Raw genomic sequence first — 22698 nt, 5'->3', positions numbered from 1 at the left:
CGTCTCCGCCGTCTCCAGCGTCCCAGCAACCGCCTCAGCAGCGCCGGTGAAGGGGTATTTACGGATTGGTCCGGGAACCTGCAACCCCCATTTTGAAAAAACTTCACATTTCTCAGCAGAAACTCACTAACTTTAATGTAAACAACAGGTTAACTTTAGAATTTCCCTCGCTGGCGCCTACGAATGCCGGTGAAAGCCTCGGAAAGGTTGGTCTTTGAGCGGAATCGTACCCAATGCTTGGTATGCCCCCGAGAGTCGGGCACATAAAAACGCCGCCCGAGTCTCCTCGGGCGGCTTCACTTCGTGGGTGGTCGTCCTGTTTACTTCAAATCAAACCGATCCGCGTTCATCACCTTGTTCCAGGCCGAAACGAAGTCGCAGACGAATTTGCCCTCTGCATCGGCCTGACCATAGACCTCGGCCAGAGCCCGCAATTGCGAATTCGAGCCGAACACCAGATCGACGCGGGTGCCGGTCCATTTGACATCACCGCTGGCGCGGTCGCGACCTTCGTAGACGCCTTTGCCGGCGGGCTTCCATTCGGTGCTCATGTCGAGAATGTTGGTGAAGAAGTCATTGCTGAGCGTTCCAACGCGGTTAGTGAACACGCCATGCGTGCTGTCGCCGAAATTGGCACCCAGCACACGCAGACCGCCGACAAGCACCGTCATCTCGGGCGCGGACAGGGTCAGCAACTGCGCCCGGTCAACCAGCAGTTCTTCGGGTGACACTGTATAGTCGGCCTTCTGGTAGTTGCGGAAGCCGTCAGCGATAGGCTCCATCACCGAGAAGCTATCCACATCCGTCTGCTCTTGCGTCGCATCGGTGCGGCCCGGAGTGAACGGGACCTCGACATCCTGACCGCCCGCTTTGGCCGCCTGTTCGACACCTACAGCACCCGCCAGAACGATCACATCCGCCAGTGACACTTTCTTGCTGCCCGACTGTGCATCGTTGAAGGCTTTCTGAACGCCCTCCAGCGCGTCCAGCGCCTTGGACAGTTTCATCGGCTCGTTGACGTCCCAGTCTTTCTGCGGCGCAAGACGGACACGGGCGCCATTGGCACCGCCCCGCTTGTCCGACCCGCGGAAGGTCGAGGCTGAGGCCCATGCGGTCGAGACCAGTTCGGATACCGACAGGCCGGCGGCAGCAATCTTGGCTTTCAGGTCGGCCACATCCGCATCATCGACCAGGTCGTGATCCACGGCGGGGACGTTGTCCTGCCACAGCAGTTCTTCGGCCGGGGCTTCCGGGCCGATGTAGGCCGAGCGCGGACCCATGTCGCGGTGGGTCAGTTTGAACCACGCACGGGCGAAGGCATCGGCGAACTCTTCCGGGTTCTCGTGGAAGCGCTTCGAGATCGGGCCATAGATCGGGTCCATGCGCATCGCCATATCGGCGGTGGTCATCATGGTTTTGACCTTCTTGGACGGATCATGCGCCGCCGGGGCCATGTCTTCTTCCTTAACACCGACCGGTTCCCAGATATATGCACCTGAGGGGCTTTTGGTCAGGTTCCAGTCATAGCCGAACAGCAGATCGAAATATCCATTGTCCCATTTGATCGGGTTCGCGGTCCAAGCACCTTCGATGCCCGAGGTCGTGGTGTCGTCACCCTTGCCCGAGCCGAACTTATTGATCCAGCCAAAGCCCATCTCTTCAATCGGAGCAGCCTCAGGGTCAGGGCCGACCAGATCGGGGTCACCCGCACCATGCGCTTTACCGAAGGTGTGACCACCGGCAACCAGCGCGACGGTTTCCTCGTCATTCATCGCCATCCGGCCAAAGGTATCGCGGATGTCGCGGCCAGAGGCCAAGACGTTCGGCTCTCCATCCGGTCCTTCGGGATTCACATAGATCAGGCCCATCTGCACAGCGGCCAGCGGGTTTTCAAGATCACGCTCACCCGAATAGCGGCTATGCGGGTTGTTGGTCGGGGCCAACCATTCGGTCTCGGACCCCCAATAGATGTCTTCCTCAGGTGCCCAGATATCTACCCGGCCCCCGGCGAAACCGAAGGTCTTGCCGCCCATCGACTCGATTGCGCAATTCCCGGCCAGGATCATCAGGTCCGCCCAGGAGATTTGGTTTCCGTATTTCTGCTTGATCGGCCACAGAAGACGGCGCGCCTTGTCCAGGTTGCCGTTATCCGGCCAGCTGTTTAGCGGCGCGAAACGCTGGTTCCCGGTCGAGGCCCCGCCACGGCCATCGGCGGTGCGGTACGTCCCGGCGCTGTGCCAGGCCATACGGATGAAGAATCCACCGTAATGGCCATAGTCCGCAGGCCACCAGTCCTGCGAATCCGTCATCAGCGCATAGAGGTCTTCTTTCAGAGCCTTCATGTCCAGCTTCTTGAATTCTTCGGCATAGTCAAAATCCGCACCCAGCGGGCTCGACGCAGGCGTGTTCTGGTGCAGAATCGACAGGTTTAGCTGGTTCGGCCACCAATCCCGGTTCGACCGGGTACCCGCGCCATGCATGACAGGGCATCCGCCCGTTTTGGGGTTATCACTTCCGTCCATATCGATCTCCAATCCTGGCTAATTTCCGGCAGGTTCGCGCGGTCAAAACTCGGTCGATCAAGAACACATTTAGAGGGCACTTTTACCCCGCCAAGGATGCGCGATGCGTCCTGTGCAAGGTTTCGGCGACTCTGTTGTCTTGTCCCTTCAAGAAGTAACAAAACAAAGCCATGCAAAAAAGTTTTGTTTAGTGATGAGTTTAATAGGAAATGATTATGACATTTTTAGAATTGATCAGCCTTACCATAATAACCTTGGGTCACATCCCGGATACGGCAATTGTTTTTTCCCGCCGCTCAGCCACAGTCTTGGACAAGGCTGACTTGGCACCACTATGCCCTGTCGGGCAGGAGGGGGAAATCGGAATGGAATTCGACTATGTTATTGTCGGCGGCGGGTCCGCGGGCTCGGTGCTGGCAAGCCGTCTCAGCGAAGATCCAAGCAAACGCGTCTGCCTGCTTGAGGCTGGTGGGCGCGGCGACAGCATTTTGGTCCGGATGCCCTCGGCCGTAGTTGCCGCCTTGCCCGGACGTCCCAAGATCAACAACTGGGCCTTTGAAACGGTGCCGCAACCGGGGCTGAATGGGCGGCGTGGCTATCAACCGCGTGGCAAGGCACTGGGCGGGTCCAGCGCAATCAATGCGATGCTTTATGTCAGGGGCCATCGTCAGGATTATGACGGCTGGGCCGAGCTGGGCTGTACCGGTTGGGGCTGGGACAGTGTGCTGCCTTATTTCAAACGGTCCGAGAATAATGAGGATGGCGCCGATGATCTACATGGTGCGGCTGGCCCACTGCAGGTGTCAAACCAGAAAGAGCCGCGCCCGATCACCCATGCCTTCGTTGAGGCGGCCGAGCAGATGCAGCACCGCCGTACCGATGATTTCAATCGCGGCGACAACGAAGGGGTTGGTCTGTATCAGGTGACGCAGTTCCACGACCCGGCCAAAAACGGCGAGCGGTGCTCAGCCGCTGCGGCTTATGTCTTTCCAGCCATCGGCCGCCCCAACCTGACGGTCATTACTCAGGCCCATGCCAAAGAACTGACCTTTGATGGCAAACGCGCGACCGGGGTGATCTACAAAAAGAAAGCTAAGGGCGCCGATATCACGGTCACGGCAAAGCGTGAGGTACTGGTTTGCGCCGGAGCGCTGAAATCACCGCACTTGCTGCAACTGTCCGGGATCGGTGCTGCCGAGGACCTGACTAAACATGGTATTGCCGTGCGCCACAACCTGCCCGGTGTGGGCAAGAACCTGCAGGACCATCTGGATTTCATCCTGTCCTACAAAACCAAGGACACCGACAATTTCGGAATCAGCCCGATGGCGTCGGCAAATATGACCCGGCACCTTTTGCGCTGGCGTAAGACCGGCGTGTCGATGGCAGCGACTCCCTTTGCCGAAGGGGCGGGGTTTCTGAAAACCTCAGCCGATCTGAACCGACCTGACATTCAACTGCACTTCGCCATCGCGCTGGTCGATGATCACGCCCGCAAGCTGCATTATGGCCATGGCTTCACCTGCCATGTCTGCAAACTGCGCCCCGAAAGCCGCGGCACGGTCGGCCTGAACAGCGCCGACCCCTTTGCCGCGCCCGCCATCGACCCGGCGTTTTTGTCCGATGACCGCGATCTGGACACGATGATCAAGGGCGCGCGGATGATGCGGGACATCCTCGAGGCCCCGGCGCTGGCCAAATACCGGCACAAAGAGATGTTCGGAACCGACGCCGCACGTACTGACGCCGATTGGGAACAGCACATCCGCGCCCGCGCGGACACGATCTATCACCCGGTCGGAACCTGCAAAATGGGTGTAGATGAGATGGCCGTGGTCGACCCGGAGCTGCGCGTACGCGGGATCGAGGGGCTGCGGGTGGTCGATGCCTCGGTCATGCCGACGCTGATCTCGGGCAATACCAACGCGCCAACCATTATGATCGCCGAGAAAGCCGCCGACCTGATCAAGGCCGCGGGGTGATCCTCAGACGTCTGTCATCAGAGCCTCAAGTCCGGAGCGATAGTCCGGATAAAGCAGGCGCACGCCCAGTTCATCCTTGATCCGGTCATTTCGGACGCGCTTGTTTTCATTGTAAAAGCTGCGGGCCATCGGGGTCAGGTCGGCCTCATCAAACGGCACTGCGGGCGGTAGAGGCAGGCCCTGCAGCTCGGCGGCATAGGCGATGACGTCCTGCGGCGGCACCGGCTCATCATCGCAGACATTATATATGGCGCTGGGATTGGGTGCAGCCATCGACGCCGCCAGAACCTGCGCGATGTCCGTAACGTGAATGCGAGAAAACACCTGCCCGGGCTTAATAATGCGACGCATTCCCGCCCGCTTGAGCTTGGAAAACGGGCCGCGACCGGGGCCATAGATGCCAGCCAGCCGAAAGATATGGACCGGCAACCCGGGGATGTTCTGCCATTGCTGTTCGGCCTTTACCCGCCACCGGCCTCGCTCTGCCGTAGGTGTGGGCGGCGTGGACTCATCCACCCATTCCCCCTGATGATCGCCATAAACGGCCGTCGTCGACAGGTATCCAACCCATTTGAATTGCGCAGCCCGTGCAGCGATCTCATCCTGCAACGCGGCCAGCACCGGATCACCGTCTTTTTTGGGGGACGTCGAGATTAGCAGATGCGTCACCCCATCCAGATCCGGTGTCTGCCCGGGCCAGATCAACGGCTCAGCGCCTGATGCGCGAATGGTGGGGGATTGGGCGGGATCGCGAGTGGTGCCGACGATGTGCCATCCTTGGGGTTTCAGTAGCTGGGACAAGGCTTGCGCCGAATATCCGTGGCCGAACGAAAAAAGAGTTCCTGTCATGCCGCCTTTGATGATCCGCAATCCCGGCGGATGCAAGCACCTGCGTCTGAATACTTGATTCGAATCCCTCAATGCGCCTTTCTTTTAAGCATGCCTGAGAAAACACCAAACCTGCACACCGCTTATTCCCTGGAATCGCCCGACGATCACAAAGAGCTTTATGCAGAGTGGGCCGGGGACTATGACGAGACCTTCGCCGCGCGCGAAGACTATCAGCTCCATATTCACACAGCCCGTGCCTTTGTAGCCGCCGGTGGGCAAGGCCCGGTTTTGGATGTGGGTGCGGGTACCGGGCTGTGCGGCGCGGTTTTGGCCGGGCTGGGTGTCGGGCCGATCGACGCCACCGATATCAGCGCCGAGATGCTGGATCAGGCGATGCGCAAGGATATCTACCGCGACGCGATCGAGGCCGATTTGAATCAGGGCATCCCGGTTCCGCGCGACAGCTATTCCGGCATTGTGTCCTCGGGCACGTTCACCCATGGCCATCTGGGCCCCGAGGCCCTACCCGCCCTGCTACGCATTGCCCGCCCCGGCGCACAATTCGCTCTGTCGATCAACGCGCAGCACTATGAAAAGCTGGGCTTTGCTGAGGCATTGCACAAACTGGCACAGGGTCAGATACACAACCTGACCCTGCCCGAGGTGCGGATTTATGGCGATCTGGCCGTAGGCCCCAACAAGGACGACACCGCGCTGATTGCCTTGTTTGAGCGCACCTGACCCCTACGTATACATCTGCTTTTTGAAGGCCCGGGTGCGCGTCGTCGCCTCGGCCGAGCCGTCATGGTAGGTGCCGAACCACTTGTCGAAGGGAATCTCGGACGTGCCGTAGTTGCACTCGAAATACCGGTGATGCAGCTGGTGAAAGAAATCCCCTGCACGGGCGGCATCGGTTTCTCCGGCCTTCAGCTTTTCGAACCCGGAATGCGACAGCACCGGGCTGATCTGCTGGAAATACGTGTGGAATAGTACATGCAGCGGATGAGACGGCACGATCAGGTGGATGAAGTAGGTGGTGAAATACAGCAGGTTTTCATACCAGTGGTTCGATATCCCCGACCACGGCCCGATATTGACGTTACGGTGATGAACGGCATGGACATGTTTATAGAGTTTTGGGTGATGCTCCAGCCGATGTACCCAATAAAAATGCAGCCCCGACCACATGGGAATGAACAGCATCCAGACCACACACCAGACCGGTGCGCTGGCCCATGTGACCGTCGGCACATAGCCATTGGCCATCGCCCAGTAGATCACCCACTGATAGACGGTCGCGACTGTCATCGCGCTACCCAGTGTCCACCAGATATTGTCCCAGACCTGATTGCGGAAGGTGAAGTTGCCATTGTTGCGGGTCAGGTCTCGGCGGTCGAATTTCTTATACATGCCCTGGCCTTTGCGCATGTACAGCCACCAGTGCAGGCTGCCAGCAACCAGAATCTGCGGCACCATGTTCAGCAGCCAGATGCGGAACATCCAACCGGGCGCAAAGCTTTGCATCGTCTCTAACGAAGGGAAAAAGAAGACATAAGCCGTGACGGCCAGCACCATGCACAAGGTCAAAGCGGTGATCTGCAGCCACGCTCCGCTATACCATTTCAGCACAGCAGCAGGACGCGGAGGCCAGTTGAACAGCGGGTTCAGCCCCACCGGCCCCTCGGGGTGATAGTGCCAGCGGGCAGCTTCGGGGTCTTGGGTGACGTCGGTCATGGCAATACCCTATTTATGGCGTAGTCGGGTTATGTGGCGTAGTCCGAGCCTTCGGCATCCAGCAGAGCCTTGATCTCGCGCAGATGCGCCTCACCCTGACCGGGATAGTCGTCAAGCTCCTGCGCTGTCTTCTCGGCGATCTCATCCGACAGCACGCGCAGGGGCTGACCGGTTTGCAGTGCTCGGATGTAGGTTTCCGCCGCGCGTTCGAAATAATAGAGGCGATTGAAAGTATCCGCCGGGTCGCTTCCGATCACCAGCACACCATGGTTGCCCATGATCATGACCTTTTTCTTCGGGTCCGACAGCATTCCGGCGCAACGCTCGCCTTCGCTTTCAAAGGCCAATCCACCGAATTCCTGATCGACCACATAGCGGTTGTAGAAGGTGGCAGTGTTCTGATCGATCGGAGGCATCGAACTGTCCGCCAATGAGGCCAGAACCGTGGCAAAGATCGAATGCACATGCATCACACAGCGCGCATGCAGACAGTGGCGGTGGATCGAGCCATGAAGCCCCCAAGCGGTGGGATCAGGCGCGCCGGGCTGAGACATCACGTCCGGGTCGTTGGCATCCAGCAGCAACAGATTCGACGCCGTGATCCGCGCGAAATGCATCTGATTGGGGTTCATCAGGAACTGGGTGCCGTCCTCATTCACCGCAAGGCTGAAATGATTGGCCACGCCTTCATGCATGTTCAGACGCTCGGTCCAGCGGAAAGCGGCGGCAAGGTCCACGCGTTCCGCCCAATGGTCGATATTCGGGCGCAGGTTGGTGACGGTCATTTCGAGCTCCTGTTGGGATAGCTGGGGCTTGGGCAAAAGCGTGCCTGCGACGCGACTGTTTGACCAACGAAAAAAACAGACCTATCTCATTAGCTGAGCTAATGGCAGGGTTATGCACATGCAGAATTCACTTCCTCCGCTGGGCTGGCTGCGCACGTTCGAGGCCTCGGCCCGGCATCTGTCCTTTACCGGTGCGGCCCGGGATTTGAACATGACCCAAAGCGCGGTCAGCCAGCAGATCAAATCGCTGGAGGGCTATCTGGGTCAGCCGCTGTTTGTACGCCGCCCGCGTGCCTTGGAGCTGACCGAGGCGGGCATCACCTATCTACCCGTGGTGCGTGATGCATTCCGGACGCTGGTGCGCGGCACGCAAGCGGTGACCGGAGCGCAACAGAACGCAGTGCAGGTCCAAAGCAACATCAGTTTTGCGGTCAACTGGCTGGCCCCGCGCCTGCCGCAGTTTCGATCGGAACACCCCGAGGTGCAGCTAAATATCTTTATCGAGCTGTGGGAACCGCGCGAGATGGCAGAGGGGGCCGCGGTGGAAATCCGCTATTCGCTGCGGCCCTCCGACACGGTGCGCACCGAATTGCTGCGGACCGATCACTATTATCCGGTTTGCGCCCCCGGTTATGAGGTGACGCTGGACACGTTGCAGCAGCAGCCGCTGTTTGATTGTTCCAACCTGATGTCCAACTGGGCGAGTTGGGCGGAAGATCAGGCTCTAAATTGGAGTAATCCGCCTGTTACCTATTCGACGACCTATTTGGTCAGCCTGTCCGTTGCGATGGCCGGAGGTGGGCTGTGCCTGACCCACGACACCATCGCGCGCGATCTGATCCGGCAGGGGCGATTGGTGGCACCGTTCTCCCATCGCGCGGTCATGCCCGAGGCCTATTACCTGCTGTTGTCCCCACAGGCCGAGGAAACTCCGGGGGCGCTGGCCTTTGCCGATTGGCTGCGGCGCGAGATGGAGGCCGATCGACTGACGTAACCGAGCCACTCTCGCCCATCGTCTATGCCGCTTTGCGGCATCTCCTCTGGTTGGGCCGGGCAGCGCTTGCGCGCTGCGTGACGGTTTCATGATAGCTGCGCGCCGGGGGTTGCACCTTTTTGTGCATTCGGGAAAGTTGAGCCATGGAATACACGCCTTTCCCAAGTTGGCCCGATGTCGCCCCCAGATTGATTGCAGTTGCCGCAGGACGCGAACCCGCCGACACGGTCATACGCGGCGGGGTCTGGGTGAATGTTCACAGCCGCGAGACGCTGGCCGATCATGACATCGCCATTGCAGCCGGGCGTGTGGCCTTTGTCGGGGCGGATGCGTCCCACTGCATTGGACCTGACACGCAAATCATCGAAGCGAGCGGCCGTTACATGCTGCCGGGCCTATGCGACGCCCATATGCATATCGAATCGGGCATGTTGACCCCGGCTGAATTCGCCCGCGCCGTGATTCCGCATGGCACCACCTCGATGTTCACCGACCCGCACGAGATTGCCAATGTGCTGGGGTTGGATGGCGTACGCATGATGCGTGACGAGGCGTTGATGCAACCGGTGAACATCTTCACCCAGATGCCATCCTGCGCGCCCTCCGCGCCGGGGTTAGAAACGACGGGTTATGAGATCACCCCCGAAGACGTGGCCGAAGCAATGAACTGGCCCGGCATCATCGGGCTGGGTGAGATGATGAATTTCCCTGGCGTGATCCATGGTGATCCTAAGATGCTGGCAGAGATCGCGGCGACTCAGCGGGCGGGCAAGACGGTGGGCGGGCATTATGCCTCGCCGGATTTGGGGCCTGAGTTCGCGGCCTATGTCGCGGGCGGCCCAGCAGACGACCACGAAGGCACCTGCGAGGCAGATGCGATTGCGCGAGTCCGGCAGGGGATGCGGTCGATGATGCGGCTGGGGTCGGCCTGGTATGACGTGGAAAGCCAGATCACGGCCGTGACCGAAAAGGGGCTGGATTCGCGAAACTTTATCCTGTGCACGGATGATTGCCATTCTGGCACTCTGGTCAATGAGGGCCACATGAATCGGGTAGTACGTCACGCGATAGCCTGCGGATGCGACCCACTGGTCGCCTTGCAGATGGCGACGATCAACACCGCAACCCATTTTGGGCTGGAGCGTGAGATCGGATCAATCACGCCGGGACGGCGGGCGGATGTTATCCTCAGTTCGGACCTGACGGAATTGCCCATCGAACTAGTCGTCGCCCGTGGTCAGGTGGTGGCAGAGAACGGATCAATCTCTGTCGACTGCCCACACCTGAACTGGCCTGATACAGCCCGCAGCACCGTGCATCTGGGTCATGCGCTGACCGATACGGATTTCGAAATCAAAGCCCCAGCTGGCGCCAACCGGGTGCAGGCCAATGTCATCGGTGTGGTAGAAAACCAGGCCCCCACCAAGGCACTGAAATCCGAATTGCCGATCATCGGCGGGCTGGTCGAGGGTGAAGGTGACGTCTGCCAAATCGCTCTGGTCGAACGCCATCGCGCGACCGGCGGGGTCACGAACGCCTTTGTCTCGGGCTTTGGCTATCAGGGCAAGATGGCGATGGCCTCGACCGTGGCGCATGACAGCCACCACATGATCGTTGTCGGCACCGACCGGGAGCAGATGGCGCTGGCCGCGAACCGTTTGGCTGAGGTCGGCGGCGGCATCACCCTTTTCCGCGATGGAAAGGAACTGGCGCTGGTGGAACTGCCCATTGCAGGCCTGATGTCCGACAGCCCTGCCGCTGACGTTGCCGCCAAAGCGGACAAGATGGTCGAGGCAATGCAGGCCTGCGGCTGTCAGTTGAACAACGCATACATGCAGCACTCGCTGCTGGCTTTGGTCGTGATCCCCGAATTGCGGATCTCGGATCTGGGGCTGGTGGATGTGCGCACATTTGAAAAGATCGACCTTCTGGAACCTCTTGCATGACAATAATAAAAACACCTGATGTCCCGACGCCCGAGAAATTCACTGACCCCGCCGCTGCCGTGGCCCGTTTGGAAGAGCTGTACGAGAAGGCGACCCAGTTCCTGTGCGACAGCTTTGCCAAAGCGATGGAACAGGGCGCACCGGCCGAACGTTATCGGGCGTTTTATCCGGAAATCCGTATCAAGACCTCGTCCTATGCGCAGGTCGATAGCCGCTTGAGCTTTGGCCACGTGTCCGAGCCCGGCACCCATGTGACCACTGTCACGCGGCCCGACCTGTTCCGATCCTATCTGACGCAACAGATCGCCCTGCTGATCAGGAACCACGATCAGCCGGTGACGATTCAAGCGTCCGAAACCCCAATTCCGGTGCATTTCGCGGTGGCCAACAACCCAGATCTGGTGGTGCCACATCAGGGGGCGGCCGGATTCACCCTGCGCGATGTGTTCGATGTGCCGGACCTGACCACCACCAATGATGACATCGTGAACGGAGTGTATGACGCCGAGGATGAGATCGGCCCGCTATCCCTGTTCACTGCACAGCGGGTAGATTACTCGCTTGCACGACTGTCGCACTACACTGCAACCGACCCCGACCATTTCCAGAACCACGTTCTGTTCACCAACTACCAGTTCTACGTGTCCGAATTCGAGAACTACGCGCGCGAGCAGCTGGCTAAACCAGATAGCGGCTATACCAGTTTTATTTCAACCGGAAATGTCGAGATCACGACGCCAGACGGTGTACTGGAGCAGCCTCTGAAACTGCCCCAGATGCCAACCTATCACCTTAAACGCGCGGATGGGGGCGGGATCACGCTGGTCAATATCGGGGTCGGGCCCTCGAATGCGAAAACCGCCACCGACCATATCGCGGTGCTGCGCCCTCATGCCTGGCTGATGGTCGGCCATTGCGCCGGGTTGCGGAATACGCAGGCATTGGGGGATTTCGTGCTGGCCCACGCCTATCTGCGAGAGGACAAGGTGCTGGACGATGACCTGCCGGTCTGGGTGCCAATCCCGCCGTTGGCCGAGATTCAGGTCGCTTTGGAACAGGCTGTGGCTGAAGTCACCGAACTGGAAGGTTATGAACTGAAGCGGATCATGCGCACCGGCACCGTCGCGTCGGTGGACAACCGCAACTGGGAATTGCGCGATCAGTCCGGCCCGGTGCAGCGCCTCAGCCAATCCCGGGCTATTGCGTTGGATATGGAGAGCGCCACAATCGCCGCAAATGGCTATCGCTTCCGGGTTCCTTACGGCACTTTGCTGTGTGTCTCGGACAAACCGCTGCACGGGGAATTAAAGCTTCCTGGCATGGCTTCGGCGTTTTATACCACTCAGGTCAGCCGTCATCTGGCAATCGGAATACGTGCGATGGAACATCTGCGCGGAATGCCATTAGAGCGCCTGCACAGCCGGAAATTGCGTTCCTTCGACGAAACGGCCTTTCTCTGAAGCAAAAAAGCAACGTTTTCCCCATATTTTTAGGGTTTTCCGCGCTACTATTCGTTGTGTTCGTCCACAATATCCCGTTACAGTTACGCGGTGAGGCCCTATTTATCGGGCACGTTAAGGAGACCAAGAAATGGCAAAGCCTATGACAAAGACTCAGCTGGTTGCTGCTCTCGCTGAGGAGATGGGGACTGACAAGAAAGCCGCAAACGCTGCGCTGGAGGCCATGACCGGCCTGATCACCCGCGAAGTTTCGGCTGGCGGTGCGGTAACCCTGCCCGGCGTTGGCAAAATCTACTGCCGCGAACGCCCCGAGCGCATGGTGCGCAACCCCGCCACCGGCGAGCAGTTCAAGAAAGAAGCCGACAAAGTGGTCAAGATGACCATCGCGAAGGCACTGAAGGACAGCGTGAACGGCTGATTTCAGCTTTCACCGCGACATGATCAAGGGCCGCCGGTTGGGGGCCCTTTTTCTTTGGCTCAGTGCAGGCTTAGCAGCACTTCCAGATCACGACGGCTGAGGCGGGTCAACAAAGCCCTGTCATAAGCAGACAGTTTTGCCCCCTTGCGAATGTATGCCTCAAGATACGCGGCAATTTCGCTGGTTGAGCGATAGTACAAATCCGGCGAAGACCGGCTGAGTTCGTCTACAAGCCGAAACAGCAGTTTCTTCTGTTTTTCCGAATCCAAATCTTTGCGTTTTTCTTCCAGCATCAATGGCCTCATCCGCTATGTGCAAAATCTAGCTCAACAGGGACTAATTCCAACTCTAAGTCGAAACGAAAAACGGGCGCCACGATGGGCGCCCGTTTTCAGATTGCGGTTTCGAAACAGATCAGTGAACCGTCTCAACCTTGTGGAAGTCCAGATCGCGGTCTTCCGGCATCGAGTCGATGCTCAGCACCTCTTTGCGCTTGGCGATCAGGATATAGACCACACAGGCCAGATACAGACCGACGACCACAGCACCGATCCACTGAATCTGCAGCCACTGGCTTTGGAACAGCAAGGTCAGGGCGAACAGCAGCGCAACGTTGCCTGAGACGTACGGGGCCTTGCCAAAGCGCTCGACTGTCATGTTCAGGTTGTCGGTGTATAGGCGGATCAGCGAGTCCAACGAGTTGATCACGAAGGTCACACCCACGATCACCATCGCAATGTTGATGAGGCCTGCGGTCTCGATTCCGTTCAGGTGGTAGTAGTAGAGAACGGTGAACCAGATACCCAGCGGGATCGATGGGAAGATCAGCAGTGCCGCCAGCAGCTGCCACGTGGTCAGGCCACCAACAAAGCGCGAGGTGAACTGGCCGATCATGATCGACCACGCGAACCACCAGAACAGGTAGAAGGCGTGATAGTCGGTCAGCGGCAGGACGAACTTGTGGATGTTCGCGAAATAGGCACCGATGTTGCTGCCGGTTTCCATGAACCCAGTCACACCCATACCGGCCGCGGCCCACATGCCAAGGATCAGCGCCAGGAACAGGAAGGTCGAGCCCACCGAGAGGATGCGCACGTATTTCAGGTCGGTCGACGAATAAGCCGCGGCCAGAATGACGACGAAGACGATGATGTAGAAAGTGCCGACTACGGATTCACCGTCGCCCACTTCGGGCAGGTAACCCGGCAGGTAGATCAGGAACAGGCTGGCGGTGAAGGCGCAGGTGCCGATGATGACCACGTTGTTGACCAGTTTGACCAGCGGGATCTCAAAGAACTTTACGCGGGGCTCGATCACACAGAAATAGAACGCCGTCAGGAAGTAGAAGGCCCAGATCAGGAAACCCCAAAAGCCAAACTCGATGGCAAGCGGATTGGCAAAGGCGTATGCGGGTTCTTCGGCATAACCACCGAACTCGGTCAACGGGAACATGATCAGACCCACATCCAGACCGGATGTGAACAGGATCGCAATGAAAGTGAACAGATGGACGGGGGTAACGCCGACACAGCGCAGATTCCACCACTTCACCACAAAGAAAGCGACCAGGCCCAGGGCCAGCAGGACGCCAAACGACAAGATGTATTCCAGAAGCACCAAAACGCCTCCCATGATATTTCGGATGCCGCTGCTGTTATCTTTTATTGGCCAGTCAATCAATAAAAACGACCTTAACGATAAGGTAGCGGACCGGATGTGCCTTTTTTGACGCAAAAAGGGGCGCATCTTGCGGCGGGTGCGAATTTGATCAACAGTGCGCGAAAGTTCTAAGGGGGACCGGAATGGATCTTCGCGCCATTGCCATGGGGCTGACATTTGCGTTCATCTGGTCGTCGGCCTTCACCTCGGCCCGGATTATCGTTGCGGACGCATCACCGCTGTTTTCGCTGGCCTTGCGGTTCCTGATCTCGGGCCTGCTGGGCGTCGCCATTGCCCGCGCCATGGGCCAAAGCTGGAACCTGACCCGACCCCAGTGGCGGGCGACGATTCTGTTCGGAATTTGCCAGAATGCACTTTATTTGGGTCTGAACTTCTATGCGATGCAAACGGTCGAGGCCTCTCTTGCCGCCATCATCGCCTCAACCATGCCGTTGCTGGTGGCGTTGGCGGGTTGGGTGTTTATGGGTGAAAAACTGCGACCGATTGCGGTGCTGGGCCTGTTTGCGGGCTTTGCAGGCGTAGCCCTGATCATGAGCACGCGGATCGGTGGCGGCGTGGATATGTTTGGCGTGGCCCTGTGTTGTCTGGGCGCCCTGGCGCTGACCTTTGCCACGCTGTCCATTCGCGGCGCCACCTCGGGCGGCAACTTCATGATGGTGGTCGGGCTGCAGATGTTGGTGGGTTCTGCCGTTCTGTTCGTCGCGGCACCGGTGTTTGAGACGATTTACATCCACCCGACCGTGCCGCTGGCGCTGGCCTTCACCTACACAACCCTTTTCCCCGGCCTTCTGGCAACACTGATCTGGGTGCTGCTGCTGGACCGGATCGGCGCCACCCGCGCGGCGACCTTCCATTTCCTCAACCCCGTCTTTGGCGTCTCCATTGCCGCCATCCTGCTGGGTGAGAAATTGGGCCCGTTGGACGCGGTGGGGGTTGGGATCACCACACTCGGCATACTCGCGGTTCAACTGGCGCGACAGCCTGCTCAGGGCAGCAAGGCCTCGACCTGACGCAGCAGCTTGGGCGCATCCGGCTTTGTGTTCGCGCCATAGGTAGCAACAACCTCACCATTGAGGTCCAGAAGAATCTTGTTGAAATTCCACCGGGGCTCGAACCCGGTCTGCGACGCCACCGCCTTGTAGAACGGATGCGCATCGGCACCTTTAACCGGGGTGATATCCGTCATCGGCAGGGTAAGGCCATAGTTCATCTCGCAGAACTCCTTGACTTCATCGGCCGAGCCCAGCTCTTGGTTGAACGAATCCGATGGCACCGCCAGAACCACAAGGCCTTGATCCGAATAGGCCTCATGTACCTTTTGCAGAGCCGCATATTGCCCGGTGAACCCGCAATGCGAGGCGGTGTTCACCACCAGAACCGGCTGGCCCCTCCAGTCTTCGATCGACAAAGTGCCGCCGTCAATCGACGCAAACTCGCCTGCCAAGGGTGCCGCCTGCACCGCACGACCGAGCAGGATCAAAACCGTCAAAGCAAACATTCTGAGCATGATTTGGCCTCCCTTTACCTACATTACGTATCAAACTCGGCGGCAGATCACCCGCACGAACGCGCGAGGCCGCTGAAATAGGGCTTTGATTTCCCCGCCCCTGCCCCCAGATTATGCCACAAGAAAACCGACCGGAGGAGCCATGACCCGTTATACCAAAGACCCCGAGGCCATCGCCGCCCTGTCCCCCGAAGAGTTCCACGTGACCCAGCGCAGCGGAACCGAGCGTCCGGGCACCGGAAAATATTTGGGCAACAAGGAGCCGGGGATTTACGTAGACATCGTCTCGGGCGAGCCGCTGTTCGCCTCGACCCATAAATACGAATCCGGTTGTGGCTGGCCCAGTTTCACCAAACCGATCATCCATGAGCATGTGGAAGAGTTTCACGACGCTACCCATGGTATGATCCGTACCGAGGTCCGCTCGAAACACGGCGACAGCCATCTGGGGCATGTTTTCCCGGATGGTCCACGCGAACATGGCGGGCTGCGCTATTGCATCAACTCTGCCGCGCTGCGGTTCATCCATCGCGACGAGATGGAGGCCGAAGGCTATGGCGAATACCTGATCCACGTGGAGGATATCCAATGACCAAAGAACGCGCCGTATTGGCCGGGGGCTGTTTCTGGGGGATGCAGGACCTGATCCGCAAACTACCGGGCGTGTCGCGCACCCGCGTCGGCTACACCGGCGGGGATGTGCCCAACGCCACTTATCGCAACCACGGCACCCATGCCGAAGGGATCGAGATCTTCTTTGACCCGTCGCAGATCACCTATCGCGATCTGTTGGAGTTCTTCTTTCAGATCCACGACCCGACCACGCTGAACCGTCAGGGCAATGATCGCGGCATGAGCTACCGGTCGGCCATCTACTATGTGGATGACGCTCAGAAACAGGTGGCTGAGGATACGATTGCCGATGTGAACGCTAGTGGCATCTGGCCCGGCAAGGTGGTGACCGAGGTCGAACCCGTGGGCGATTTCTGGGAAGCCGAGCCCGAGCATCAGGACTACCTCGAGCGTATTCCGAACGGTTATACCTGCCACTTCCCGCGCCCCGATTGGGTATTGCCCAAACGCGACGCGGCTGAATAAGGGAGCCCCTGCGGGGGCTATCCCGTCGCCACCCGAGGGCGGCCACTGGCCTCGACGGTGATCATGGCCTCGACAAACACGTCCTGCGCCTCGATCCGGGCGGTTCGGATATCCCGGTCAACCACGACCCGGATATCCTCGGCCCCGGCCTGACGCACGGCGCCCTCGGCCTCGGACCGCAGTACTGATTCCAAAAGATTCAACGCCGCGTCGGATTCGTTAAAGTCTTGCGGGCCGTCTTCAAGGTGAACCCGGAACCGGCCTTCGGACGGAGACGTGACCGTGCCGGTTCGGCGCAGGGTCAGGCGGCCCACCACGGCACCGATGGCATTGGCCACACCCGCATGTTCCGGCAGAATCATGCGACAGCGCAGACGCTCGCCGACCGCCGGATAATTACTGGGCGCCGACGCCCCGAGGCCCACCACATCCACGTTCAAAGTGGTATCCAGTGCCAACAGGCCGCGATGGCCGGACAGGCCTTTTTGCGTCAGGACATGGCGCGCCAGCTCGGCTGATGGCACGCCAAAAGCCTCGGCCTCTTCCGCAAAAGCAGTCTCTAACAAGGTCAAAGTGGTTTGTTCAGTCAGTTGATCCACGATGATCTGCGCCAATTCCTCGGACGTCTTAGCCAGCCTGTCCCCGGTTCCAATCCGTTTGCGCGCGATCAGTTCAAGCGCCTTATGCGCCGCATCCGCATCCCAGGCGTCCAAACGACCCAGAACATGGCTGGCATCCGATGGCGTCACGCCCGAAACCTGTACGATCCCGCGATCCACCAACCGCGCCAAGGCTCCGTTTTCCATCCGGGTCCGCAGCAACCCGCTGAGCGGCAGAACCTTGTCGCCCAACCGCTCCAGCAGGGCCTCTTCCCGCGCGCCCAAGCCTTCGGCATGAATGCCGGGAACGCGCCGCGCAAACCTCGTATCGTGTTCGCCCACCGTCGTTGCACGCAACTGCGCGTCCAACACGGCATGAACGGCCTCGGGCGCTTCAGACGCAATCAACGAGACCGGCAGCACCCGACGCGGCCCCAGAAACACGCCGCCGCCCAGTCCTTCGGTCATCACATGCACCTGACTGTCGCCGCCCAGACCATGGGTGCGCATAGCGACCGCCTCAACCATAGTGCGGAACCCGCCAACCTGCGCGCCAGCGGGATCAATCGCGGGCTTGCCGTCGCGGATCAACGCCACATCGGTGGTGGTCCCGCCGATATCCGAAACCAGTGCGTTCTCGGTTCCCGTCAGCCAGCTTGCCCCAACAATCGACGCCGCCGGGCCGCTGAGGATAGTTTCTATCGGCCGTTCGCGCGCCTGTTCAGCGCTCATCAGGGCACCGTCGCCCCGCACAACCATCATCGGTGCAGTGATGCCCAATTCCAGCAACCGGTCCTGCGCCCGCCCGATCAACCTGTCGATCATCCCGATCAGACGCGCATTCAACACGGCGGTCACCGCCCGTTTCGGACCATTCAACTTGGCTGACAGGTGATGCGAACATGTGACCGGGGAACCGGTCCGCTCAGCAATGATCCGCGCCGCCTCCAACTCATGCGCGGGGTTCCGTGTGGCAAACTGGGCAGCAACGGCAAAGCCCGAAATACCTTTGTGAGAGTCTAAAAATGCCTCAAGCGCCGCCAAATCCAACGGCGCAGCTTCGCCTCCGGCATGGGTGTGACCGCCCGCAACCACCAAAGCCGGATCACCCTTCAATGCGTCCCGCAGCCCGTGCTTGTCCAGATCGCCGTCCTTGAACCCGATATAGATCAGCGCCACGCGCCCGCCCTGCCCTTCGACCAACGCGTTTGTCGCCAATGTGGTTGACAGCGACGCCATCGAAATCTGTTCCGGCGCCACCTGCGCCGCCTCCAGAACCGCCTGAATCGCCTTGCCCACGCCAATCGCCAGATCAGCGCGCGTGGTCAGGGACTTGGCCGAGGCGATCACCTTACACTCATCCCGGACCAGCACCGCATCGGTATAGGTTCCGCCCGTATCCACCCCCAAAGCCAACGCCATCGGGATCTCCTTTTTGTTCGCTGCGGATGGGTTTAGCGGTTTGGACCGACACGTCCAGCCTGTTTGCGGCACTTATGGCAATCGTTGCACCGCCCAGCGCGCCGCATCAGCAACTGCTGGGTCCGGATCGTCGGTCAAACCCTGCGCAATCGGCCGCAATTCGGCCCTGCCCGAGTTGCCGATGGCATAGAGCACATTGCGCACAAAGCGATCCCGTCCGATGCGTTTGATCGGAGATCCGGAGAACTTCGCACGAAACGCCGCGTCGTCCAGCGCCGCCAGGTCCGCCAAGGCAGGCGCTTTCAGATCCTCCCGGGCGGCATAGCGCATATCGCTGGCCGCAACCGCAAACTTGTTCCAGGGACAGGCCGCCAGGCAATCGTCGCAGCCGTAAATCCGGTTGCCGAGCTTGGCGCGCAGTTCCTCGTCCACCGGGCCTTTGTGTTCAATGGTCAGGTAGGAAATACAGCGCGTCGCATCCAACTGGTAAGGTGCCGGGAATGCATCCGTCGGACAGGCATCCAGACAGGCACGGCACGATCCGCAATTATCCACCTCGGCCATGTCTGATTGCAGATCCAAAGTGGTAAAAACAGACCCTATAAAGGCCCAATTACCCCAATCCCGGCTAACCAGATTGGTGTGTTTACCCTGCCAACCCAGTCCGGCAGCATGGCCCAAAGCCTTTTCCGGCACTGGAGCCGTATCGACAAAGACCTTCACCTCACCCCCGGCCTCGGCAATCAGCCAACGGGCCAGACGCTTCAGCCGTTTCTTGACCAGATCATGATAGTCCTTGTTCTGCGCATAGACCGAGATCGCTGCCTTTTCCGGGTGATTCAGCACTTCGGTCGGGTCATGATCCGGTGCATAACTTTCGGCCAGCATGATCACCGACCGCGCCTCGCGCCACAGTGCCGCCGGATCACCGCGCCAATGGGTCCGCTCGGCCATCCACGCCATCTGCCCATGGTATCCGGCCTGCAGGAACGCCTCCAATCGGGATGGAACCTCTGGCACATCCCAAGGTCGGCACACACGACAAGATACAAACCCTTCGCTCAGCGCCTGCGCCACCAGCTTGTCTTTTAAACCCGCTCCGATCTTCATCTGGCTACAAATATCCTTGGGGGTCCGGGGACAGACAGCCCCCTTTGCCACCCTATCAGAAATCCAGATCGGCGTAATGAGCGGGCGGCCGGAACCCCGGCACCTGGTCCGCTAATATCGATCGAAACGCTGGCCGCGATTTGATCTTGGCGTACCAGTCCTTAACCGCGGCAGACCGATTCCAATCCACGTCCGAGATATAATCCAGAGCCGACAGATGCGCCGCAGCTGCAAAATCCGCCAAAGTCATCTGGTCCCCCGCCAGCCAGCGCCGATGATCCAGCAGCCACGCCATGTAATCCAGATGGTATTTGATCGCGCGGGCGCCTTCCTTAACGTTCTTGCTGTCTGGATAGCCTTCACCGGTGACCTTCTTGTTCACCCGCTCATACAGCAGTTTCGAGGTCACCTCGTGGTGGAACTTGTCATCGAACCAGCCTACCAAACGACGCATCTCGTAACGGGCCTCAGGCGTTTTCGGCATCAGAGGGGGCTCAGGTCGCGTTTCCTCGATATATTCACAAATCGCTGCGCTTTCCGACATGATCTGCCCGTCCAACCGCAAAACCGGCACTTTACCGGCCGGATTGCGGCGCAGGAAATCCGGGTCTTTTTCCCAGTATCGCTCTTCGACCAGCTCGACCTCGATCTTCTTTTCCGCCATAGACAGGCGAACCTTGCGGCAATACGGGGACAGGGGAACGTGAAACAGACGCGCCATGGGCTTCCAATCGAACCAGTGAATACCCCCCAGATTTAGCCTTGAGGGGCGATGGGTTTCAATCCTCGAAACAATCCGCGCGACCATCTGCGCGGATGGTGGCCGCCCCGTCCAAAATCGACGCAGCCCTTCGGCGCGTCCAAACCGAAGGATCGGTGACCGACCGGTTGCGGGGCGAGGGCAAGATCGCTGCGATGCGCGCGGCCTGCACCGGGCTCAGTCGAGCAGCGGGCACGTTGAAATTGCTTCGCGCTGCGGCCTCGACCCCAAACACGCCCTGCCCGGTTTCGGCTACGTTTAGATAAACCTCAAGAATACGTTGCTTGCTCCAGAAAATCTCGACAACCGGCGTGATCGAGGTTTCCAGCGCTTTGCGCACCCAACTGCGGCCCTGCCACAGGAAGACATTCTTCACCACCTGCTGCGTAATGGTCGACGCCCCACGCGAACCACCATCCTCCAGCGCGTCGCGGATCGCTTCGACGTCGAAACCCCAATGCAGGCAGAAATTGGCATCCTCGGCCGCCACGACCGAACGCGCCATAACGGGAGATATCTCTTCGATCGGAACCCAATCCCGCTCGACTTTGCCCAGCCGGCGCCATTCGGACCAGATCGTATGTGTTACCGGCGGGTTCACTACAGAAAACAGCGCCACCAGCCCGACCACAAAGACAACCACTCCCAACACAGCCCGAGTCACCCAACGGCGAATCCGCAATTTGGTTGGTTTCTTTGTCTTTGACGCTTTGCTTTTCTTACTGCTCGATTTGCGCGCTGCTTTTTGTGCCATGTGCTTGCTATACGACGCGGCGCCGGGGTTTAAAACGATTTATATCGCCAGTGCCCGAGCCTCGCGCGGACGGATGACGGGTCGTGCGGTCTCTGGCATTTCGGGGTTACGCCCGCACAATTCGGGAAAAAGCCGGAATATCTCGGCCTGCGTATCCCGATCCGATTGGGAAATCGCATGTCCGGGATAATAGCTTTCACTTTTTGCCCCGTTGGCAATGACGATCTCATGACGAGCAAACAACAGGTGGATATACTCGACCTCGTCTCCTTCGACGCGTGTGACCGTTTCACCGTTGACCAGACAATGGGCGGCGATCAGAACCTCGGAATGACCAAAGTGGTAAGGCGCCCGCCAATCCGCCACTAGCATCCGGTGCTGAGGTGACACGGTCAGAGGGCGATCCAGCCCCAAAACCCCAGCCTCGAAACGGATTGGGGCCAGTTTGCCCTGTGCCCTGACTTTGGTCCGGCCCACCCACAGCAAGGATTGCGGACCATTGTCGGTGGTTGTGATCAGGTCTCCCGGTTGCAACTCTTCGACCCGACGCGGCCCGTCCGGTGTGTCGATCAACGTACCGGGCGTGAAACAGGGAGGACCAAGATCATCGTTGGCGATATTAACCGAACCAAAGGAATCTCCGGTATCGCTGAAATCCGTGACGGATGAACTGACGAATGTGCCGTTTTGCAGAACCTGCCCATCGGTTGGCGTAAAAACCTCACGCCCGTCGGCCAGATAGAAGGTGACGCCGGTATAGGTAACCTCTGTCCCGTTCGCCAATTCGATTGTCACCATATCGTTGAAAAACGAAGACGTGATATCAACGCCGTCAACGGTGTCGCCCGGTGGGCCAACCGGAGGATCAAGCCGATCGATCAGGTCATCGTCGTTGAAATCAACGATGTCGAGCTTCTGAAATGACAGTGCCGAACCCGGAACCGTACCATTTGCGCCGGGGTTCGCCGGATCCAGAATAAAGAACTGATCTGTATAGGTCGTGGGCATGTGCCTGCTCCTGCCAACTCATTACATTGGTTACATTGGGATGCAGTATGGCTGCATATCCCGAAGGAACTATGGCCATAGCTAGGCG

General features: G+C 59.2%; 22 protein-coding genes. 10 read left to right on the top strand and 12 right to left on the bottom strand.

Features of this window, described 5'->3' with window-relative positions; translation table 11 throughout:
- Positions 1 to 320: 320 nt before the first annotated feature.
- Positions 321 to 2522 carry a catalase/peroxidase HPI gene (katG, locus tag GOW98_RS17840; RefSeq protein ID WP_170334485.1) on the bottom strand — a complete coding sequence of 734 codons (2202 nt, stop codon included), beginning with the start codon at positions 2520 to 2522 and terminating at the stop codon, positions 321 to 323.
- A 103-nt stretch (positions 2523 to 2625) separates the two neighbouring features.
- Between katG and GOW98_RS17835 the strand changes: the two genes are divergently transcribed.
- Together GOW98_RS17835 and GOW98_RS17830 are read left to right on the top strand one after the other, a co-directional pair.
- Positions 2626 to 2844, top strand: coding sequence for a hypothetical protein (locus tag GOW98_RS17835; RefSeq protein ID WP_170334483.1), 219 nt, complete (start codon positions 2626 to 2628; stop codon positions 2842 to 2844).
- A gap of 43 nt (positions 2845 to 2887) precedes the next feature.
- Positions 2888 to 4504, top strand: coding sequence for a GMC family oxidoreductase (locus GOW98_RS17830; protein WP_170334481.1), 1617 nt, complete (start codon positions 2888 to 2890; stop codon positions 4502 to 4504).
- Positions 4505 to 4507: 3 nt separating this feature from the next.
- Here the strand turns inward: GOW98_RS17830 and GOW98_RS17825 are convergent, their stop codons facing one another.
- Positions 4508 to 5353 (bottom strand): SDR family oxidoreductase, encoded by an 846-nt coding sequence (locus tag GOW98_RS17825; protein ID WP_170334479.1) that lies wholly within the window; start codon positions 5351 to 5353, stop codon positions 4508 to 4510.
- Between the two features lie 90 nt (positions 5354 to 5443).
- Here GOW98_RS17825 and GOW98_RS17820 point away from each other — a divergent pair, with 90 nt between their 5' ends.
- Entirely contained in the window at positions 5444 to 6076 is a 633-nt protein-coding gene (locus GOW98_RS17820) for a class I SAM-dependent DNA methyltransferase (protein ID WP_170334477.1), read from the top strand.
- Between the two features lie 3 nt (positions 6077 to 6079).
- On the opposite strand, the gene GOW98_RS17815 is transcribed toward GOW98_RS17820, so the two are convergent.
- Positions 6080 to 7069 carry a sterol desaturase family protein gene (locus GOW98_RS17815; protein ID WP_170334474.1) on the bottom strand — a complete coding sequence of 330 codons (990 nt, stop codon included), beginning with the start codon at positions 7067 to 7069 and terminating at the stop codon, positions 6080 to 6082.
- Between the two features lie 29 nt (positions 7070 to 7098).
- Positions 7099 to 7854 (bottom strand): class II aldolase and adducin N-terminal domain-containing protein, encoded by a 756-nt coding sequence (locus GOW98_RS17810; RefSeq protein WP_170334472.1) that lies wholly within the window; start codon positions 7852 to 7854, stop codon positions 7099 to 7101.
- A gap of 118 nt (positions 7855 to 7972) precedes the next feature.
- On the opposite strand from GOW98_RS17810, the gene GOW98_RS17805 reads away from it, so the two are divergent.
- The 4 genes from GOW98_RS17805 to GOW98_RS17790 all read left to right on the top strand — a co-directional run bounded on the left by GOW98_RS17805 (position 7973) and on the right by GOW98_RS17790 (position 12672).
- Entirely contained in the window at positions 7973 to 8848 is an 876-nt protein-coding gene (locus GOW98_RS17805; RefSeq protein ID WP_170334470.1) for a LysR family transcriptional regulator, read from the top strand.
- A gap of 143 nt (positions 8849 to 8991) precedes the next feature.
- Positions 8992 to 10794 (top strand): adenine deaminase, encoded by a 1803-nt coding sequence (ade, locus tag GOW98_RS17800; protein WP_170334468.1) that lies wholly within the window; start codon positions 8992 to 8994, stop codon positions 10792 to 10794.
- Positions 10791 to 12254 carry an AMP nucleosidase gene (locus GOW98_RS17795; RefSeq protein ID WP_170334466.1) on the top strand — a complete coding sequence of 488 codons (1464 nt, stop codon included), beginning with the start codon at positions 10791 to 10793 and terminating at the stop codon, positions 12252 to 12254. The genes ade and GOW98_RS17795 overlap by 4 nt, the downstream gene beginning before the upstream one ends.
- Before the next feature lie 130 nt (positions 12255 to 12384).
- A complete protein-coding gene (locus GOW98_RS17790) occupies positions 12385 to 12672 on the top strand; it encodes an HU family DNA-binding protein (RefSeq protein WP_039533371.1) in 288 nt (95 codons plus the stop codon).
- Between the two features lie 59 nt (positions 12673 to 12731).
- Here the strand turns inward: GOW98_RS17790 and GOW98_RS17785 are convergent, their stop codons facing one another.
- Both GOW98_RS17785 and GOW98_RS17780 read right to left on the bottom strand, forming a co-directional pair.
- Positions 12732 to 12965, bottom strand: coding sequence for a hypothetical protein (locus GOW98_RS17785; protein WP_170334464.1), 234 nt, complete (start codon positions 12963 to 12965; stop codon positions 12732 to 12734).
- A gap of 121 nt (positions 12966 to 13086) precedes the next feature.
- Positions 13087 to 14304, bottom strand: a complete 1218-nt coding sequence (locus tag GOW98_RS17780) for a BCCT family transporter (RefSeq protein ID WP_437436864.1) — start codon at positions 14302 to 14304, stop codon at positions 13087 to 13089.
- Positions 14305 to 14474: 170 nt separating this feature from the next.
- Between GOW98_RS17780 and GOW98_RS17775 the strand changes: the two genes are divergently transcribed.
- Positions 14475 to 15362, top strand: a complete 888-nt coding sequence (locus tag GOW98_RS17775; protein WP_170334463.1) for a DMT family transporter — start codon at positions 14475 to 14477, stop codon at positions 15360 to 15362.
- On the opposite strand, the gene GOW98_RS17770 is transcribed toward GOW98_RS17775, so the two are convergent.
- Positions 15338 to 15859, bottom strand: a complete 522-nt coding sequence (locus GOW98_RS17770; protein ID WP_170334461.1) for a glutathione peroxidase — start codon at positions 15857 to 15859, stop codon at positions 15338 to 15340. The two genes, GOW98_RS17775 and GOW98_RS17770, sit on opposite strands and share 25 nt — an antisense overlap.
- Before the next feature lie 142 nt (positions 15860 to 16001).
- Here GOW98_RS17770 and msrB point away from each other — a divergent pair, with 142 nt between their 5' ends.
- Positions 16002 to 16451, top strand: coding sequence for a peptide-methionine (R)-S-oxide reductase MsrB (gene msrB, locus GOW98_RS17765; RefSeq protein ID WP_170334459.1), 450 nt, complete (start codon positions 16002 to 16004; stop codon positions 16449 to 16451).
- Positions 16448 to 16957, top strand: a complete 510-nt coding sequence (gene msrA, locus GOW98_RS17760) for a peptide-methionine (S)-S-oxide reductase MsrA (protein WP_170334457.1) — start codon at positions 16448 to 16450, stop codon at positions 16955 to 16957. Before msrB ends, msrA begins: the two co-directional genes overlap by 4 nt.
- A 17-nt stretch (positions 16958 to 16974) precedes the next feature.
- On the opposite strand, the gene GOW98_RS17755 is transcribed toward msrA, so the two are convergent.
- The 5 genes from GOW98_RS17755 to GOW98_RS17735 all read right to left on the bottom strand — a co-directional run bounded on the left by GOW98_RS17755 (position 16975) and on the right by GOW98_RS17735 (position 22610).
- Positions 16975 to 18978 (bottom strand): hydantoinase/oxoprolinase N-terminal domain-containing protein, encoded by a 2004-nt coding sequence (locus tag GOW98_RS17755; protein ID WP_170334455.1) that lies wholly within the window; start codon positions 18976 to 18978, stop codon positions 16975 to 16977.
- A gap of 72 nt (positions 18979 to 19050) precedes the next feature.
- Positions 19051 to 20088, bottom strand: a complete 1038-nt coding sequence (gene queG, locus GOW98_RS17750) for a tRNA epoxyqueuosine(34) reductase QueG (protein WP_170334452.1) — start codon at positions 20086 to 20088, stop codon at positions 19051 to 19053.
- A gap of 55 nt (positions 20089 to 20143) precedes the next feature.
- Positions 20144 to 20809: an FtsZ-binding protein FzlA gene (gene fzlA / locus GOW98_RS17745; RefSeq protein ID WP_170334450.1), complete on the bottom strand. Its 666-nt coding sequence runs from the start codon at positions 20807 to 20809 to the stop codon at positions 20144 to 20146.
- Between the two features lie 58 nt (positions 20810 to 20867).
- Entirely contained in the window at positions 20868 to 21602 is a 735-nt protein-coding gene (gene mtgA / locus GOW98_RS17740) for a monofunctional biosynthetic peptidoglycan transglycosylase (RefSeq protein ID WP_170334447.1), read from the bottom strand.
- 39 nt (positions 21603 to 21641) lie between these two features.
- Positions 21642 to 22610 (bottom strand): Hint domain-containing protein, encoded by a 969-nt coding sequence (locus GOW98_RS17735; RefSeq protein ID WP_170334445.1) that lies wholly within the window; start codon positions 22608 to 22610, stop codon positions 21642 to 21644.
- Between the last annotated feature and the right edge of the window lie 88 nt (positions 22611 to 22698).

It is taken from the genome of Ruegeria arenilitoris (assembly GCF_013032445.1).
GTDB classification, from domain to species: domain Bacteria; phylum Pseudomonadota; class Alphaproteobacteria; order Rhodobacterales; family Rhodobacteraceae; genus Ruegeria; species Ruegeria arenilitoris_F.
Note: the sequence above shows the minus strand (reverse complement) of the source record. Positions and strands in the feature narration are given on the sequence as shown.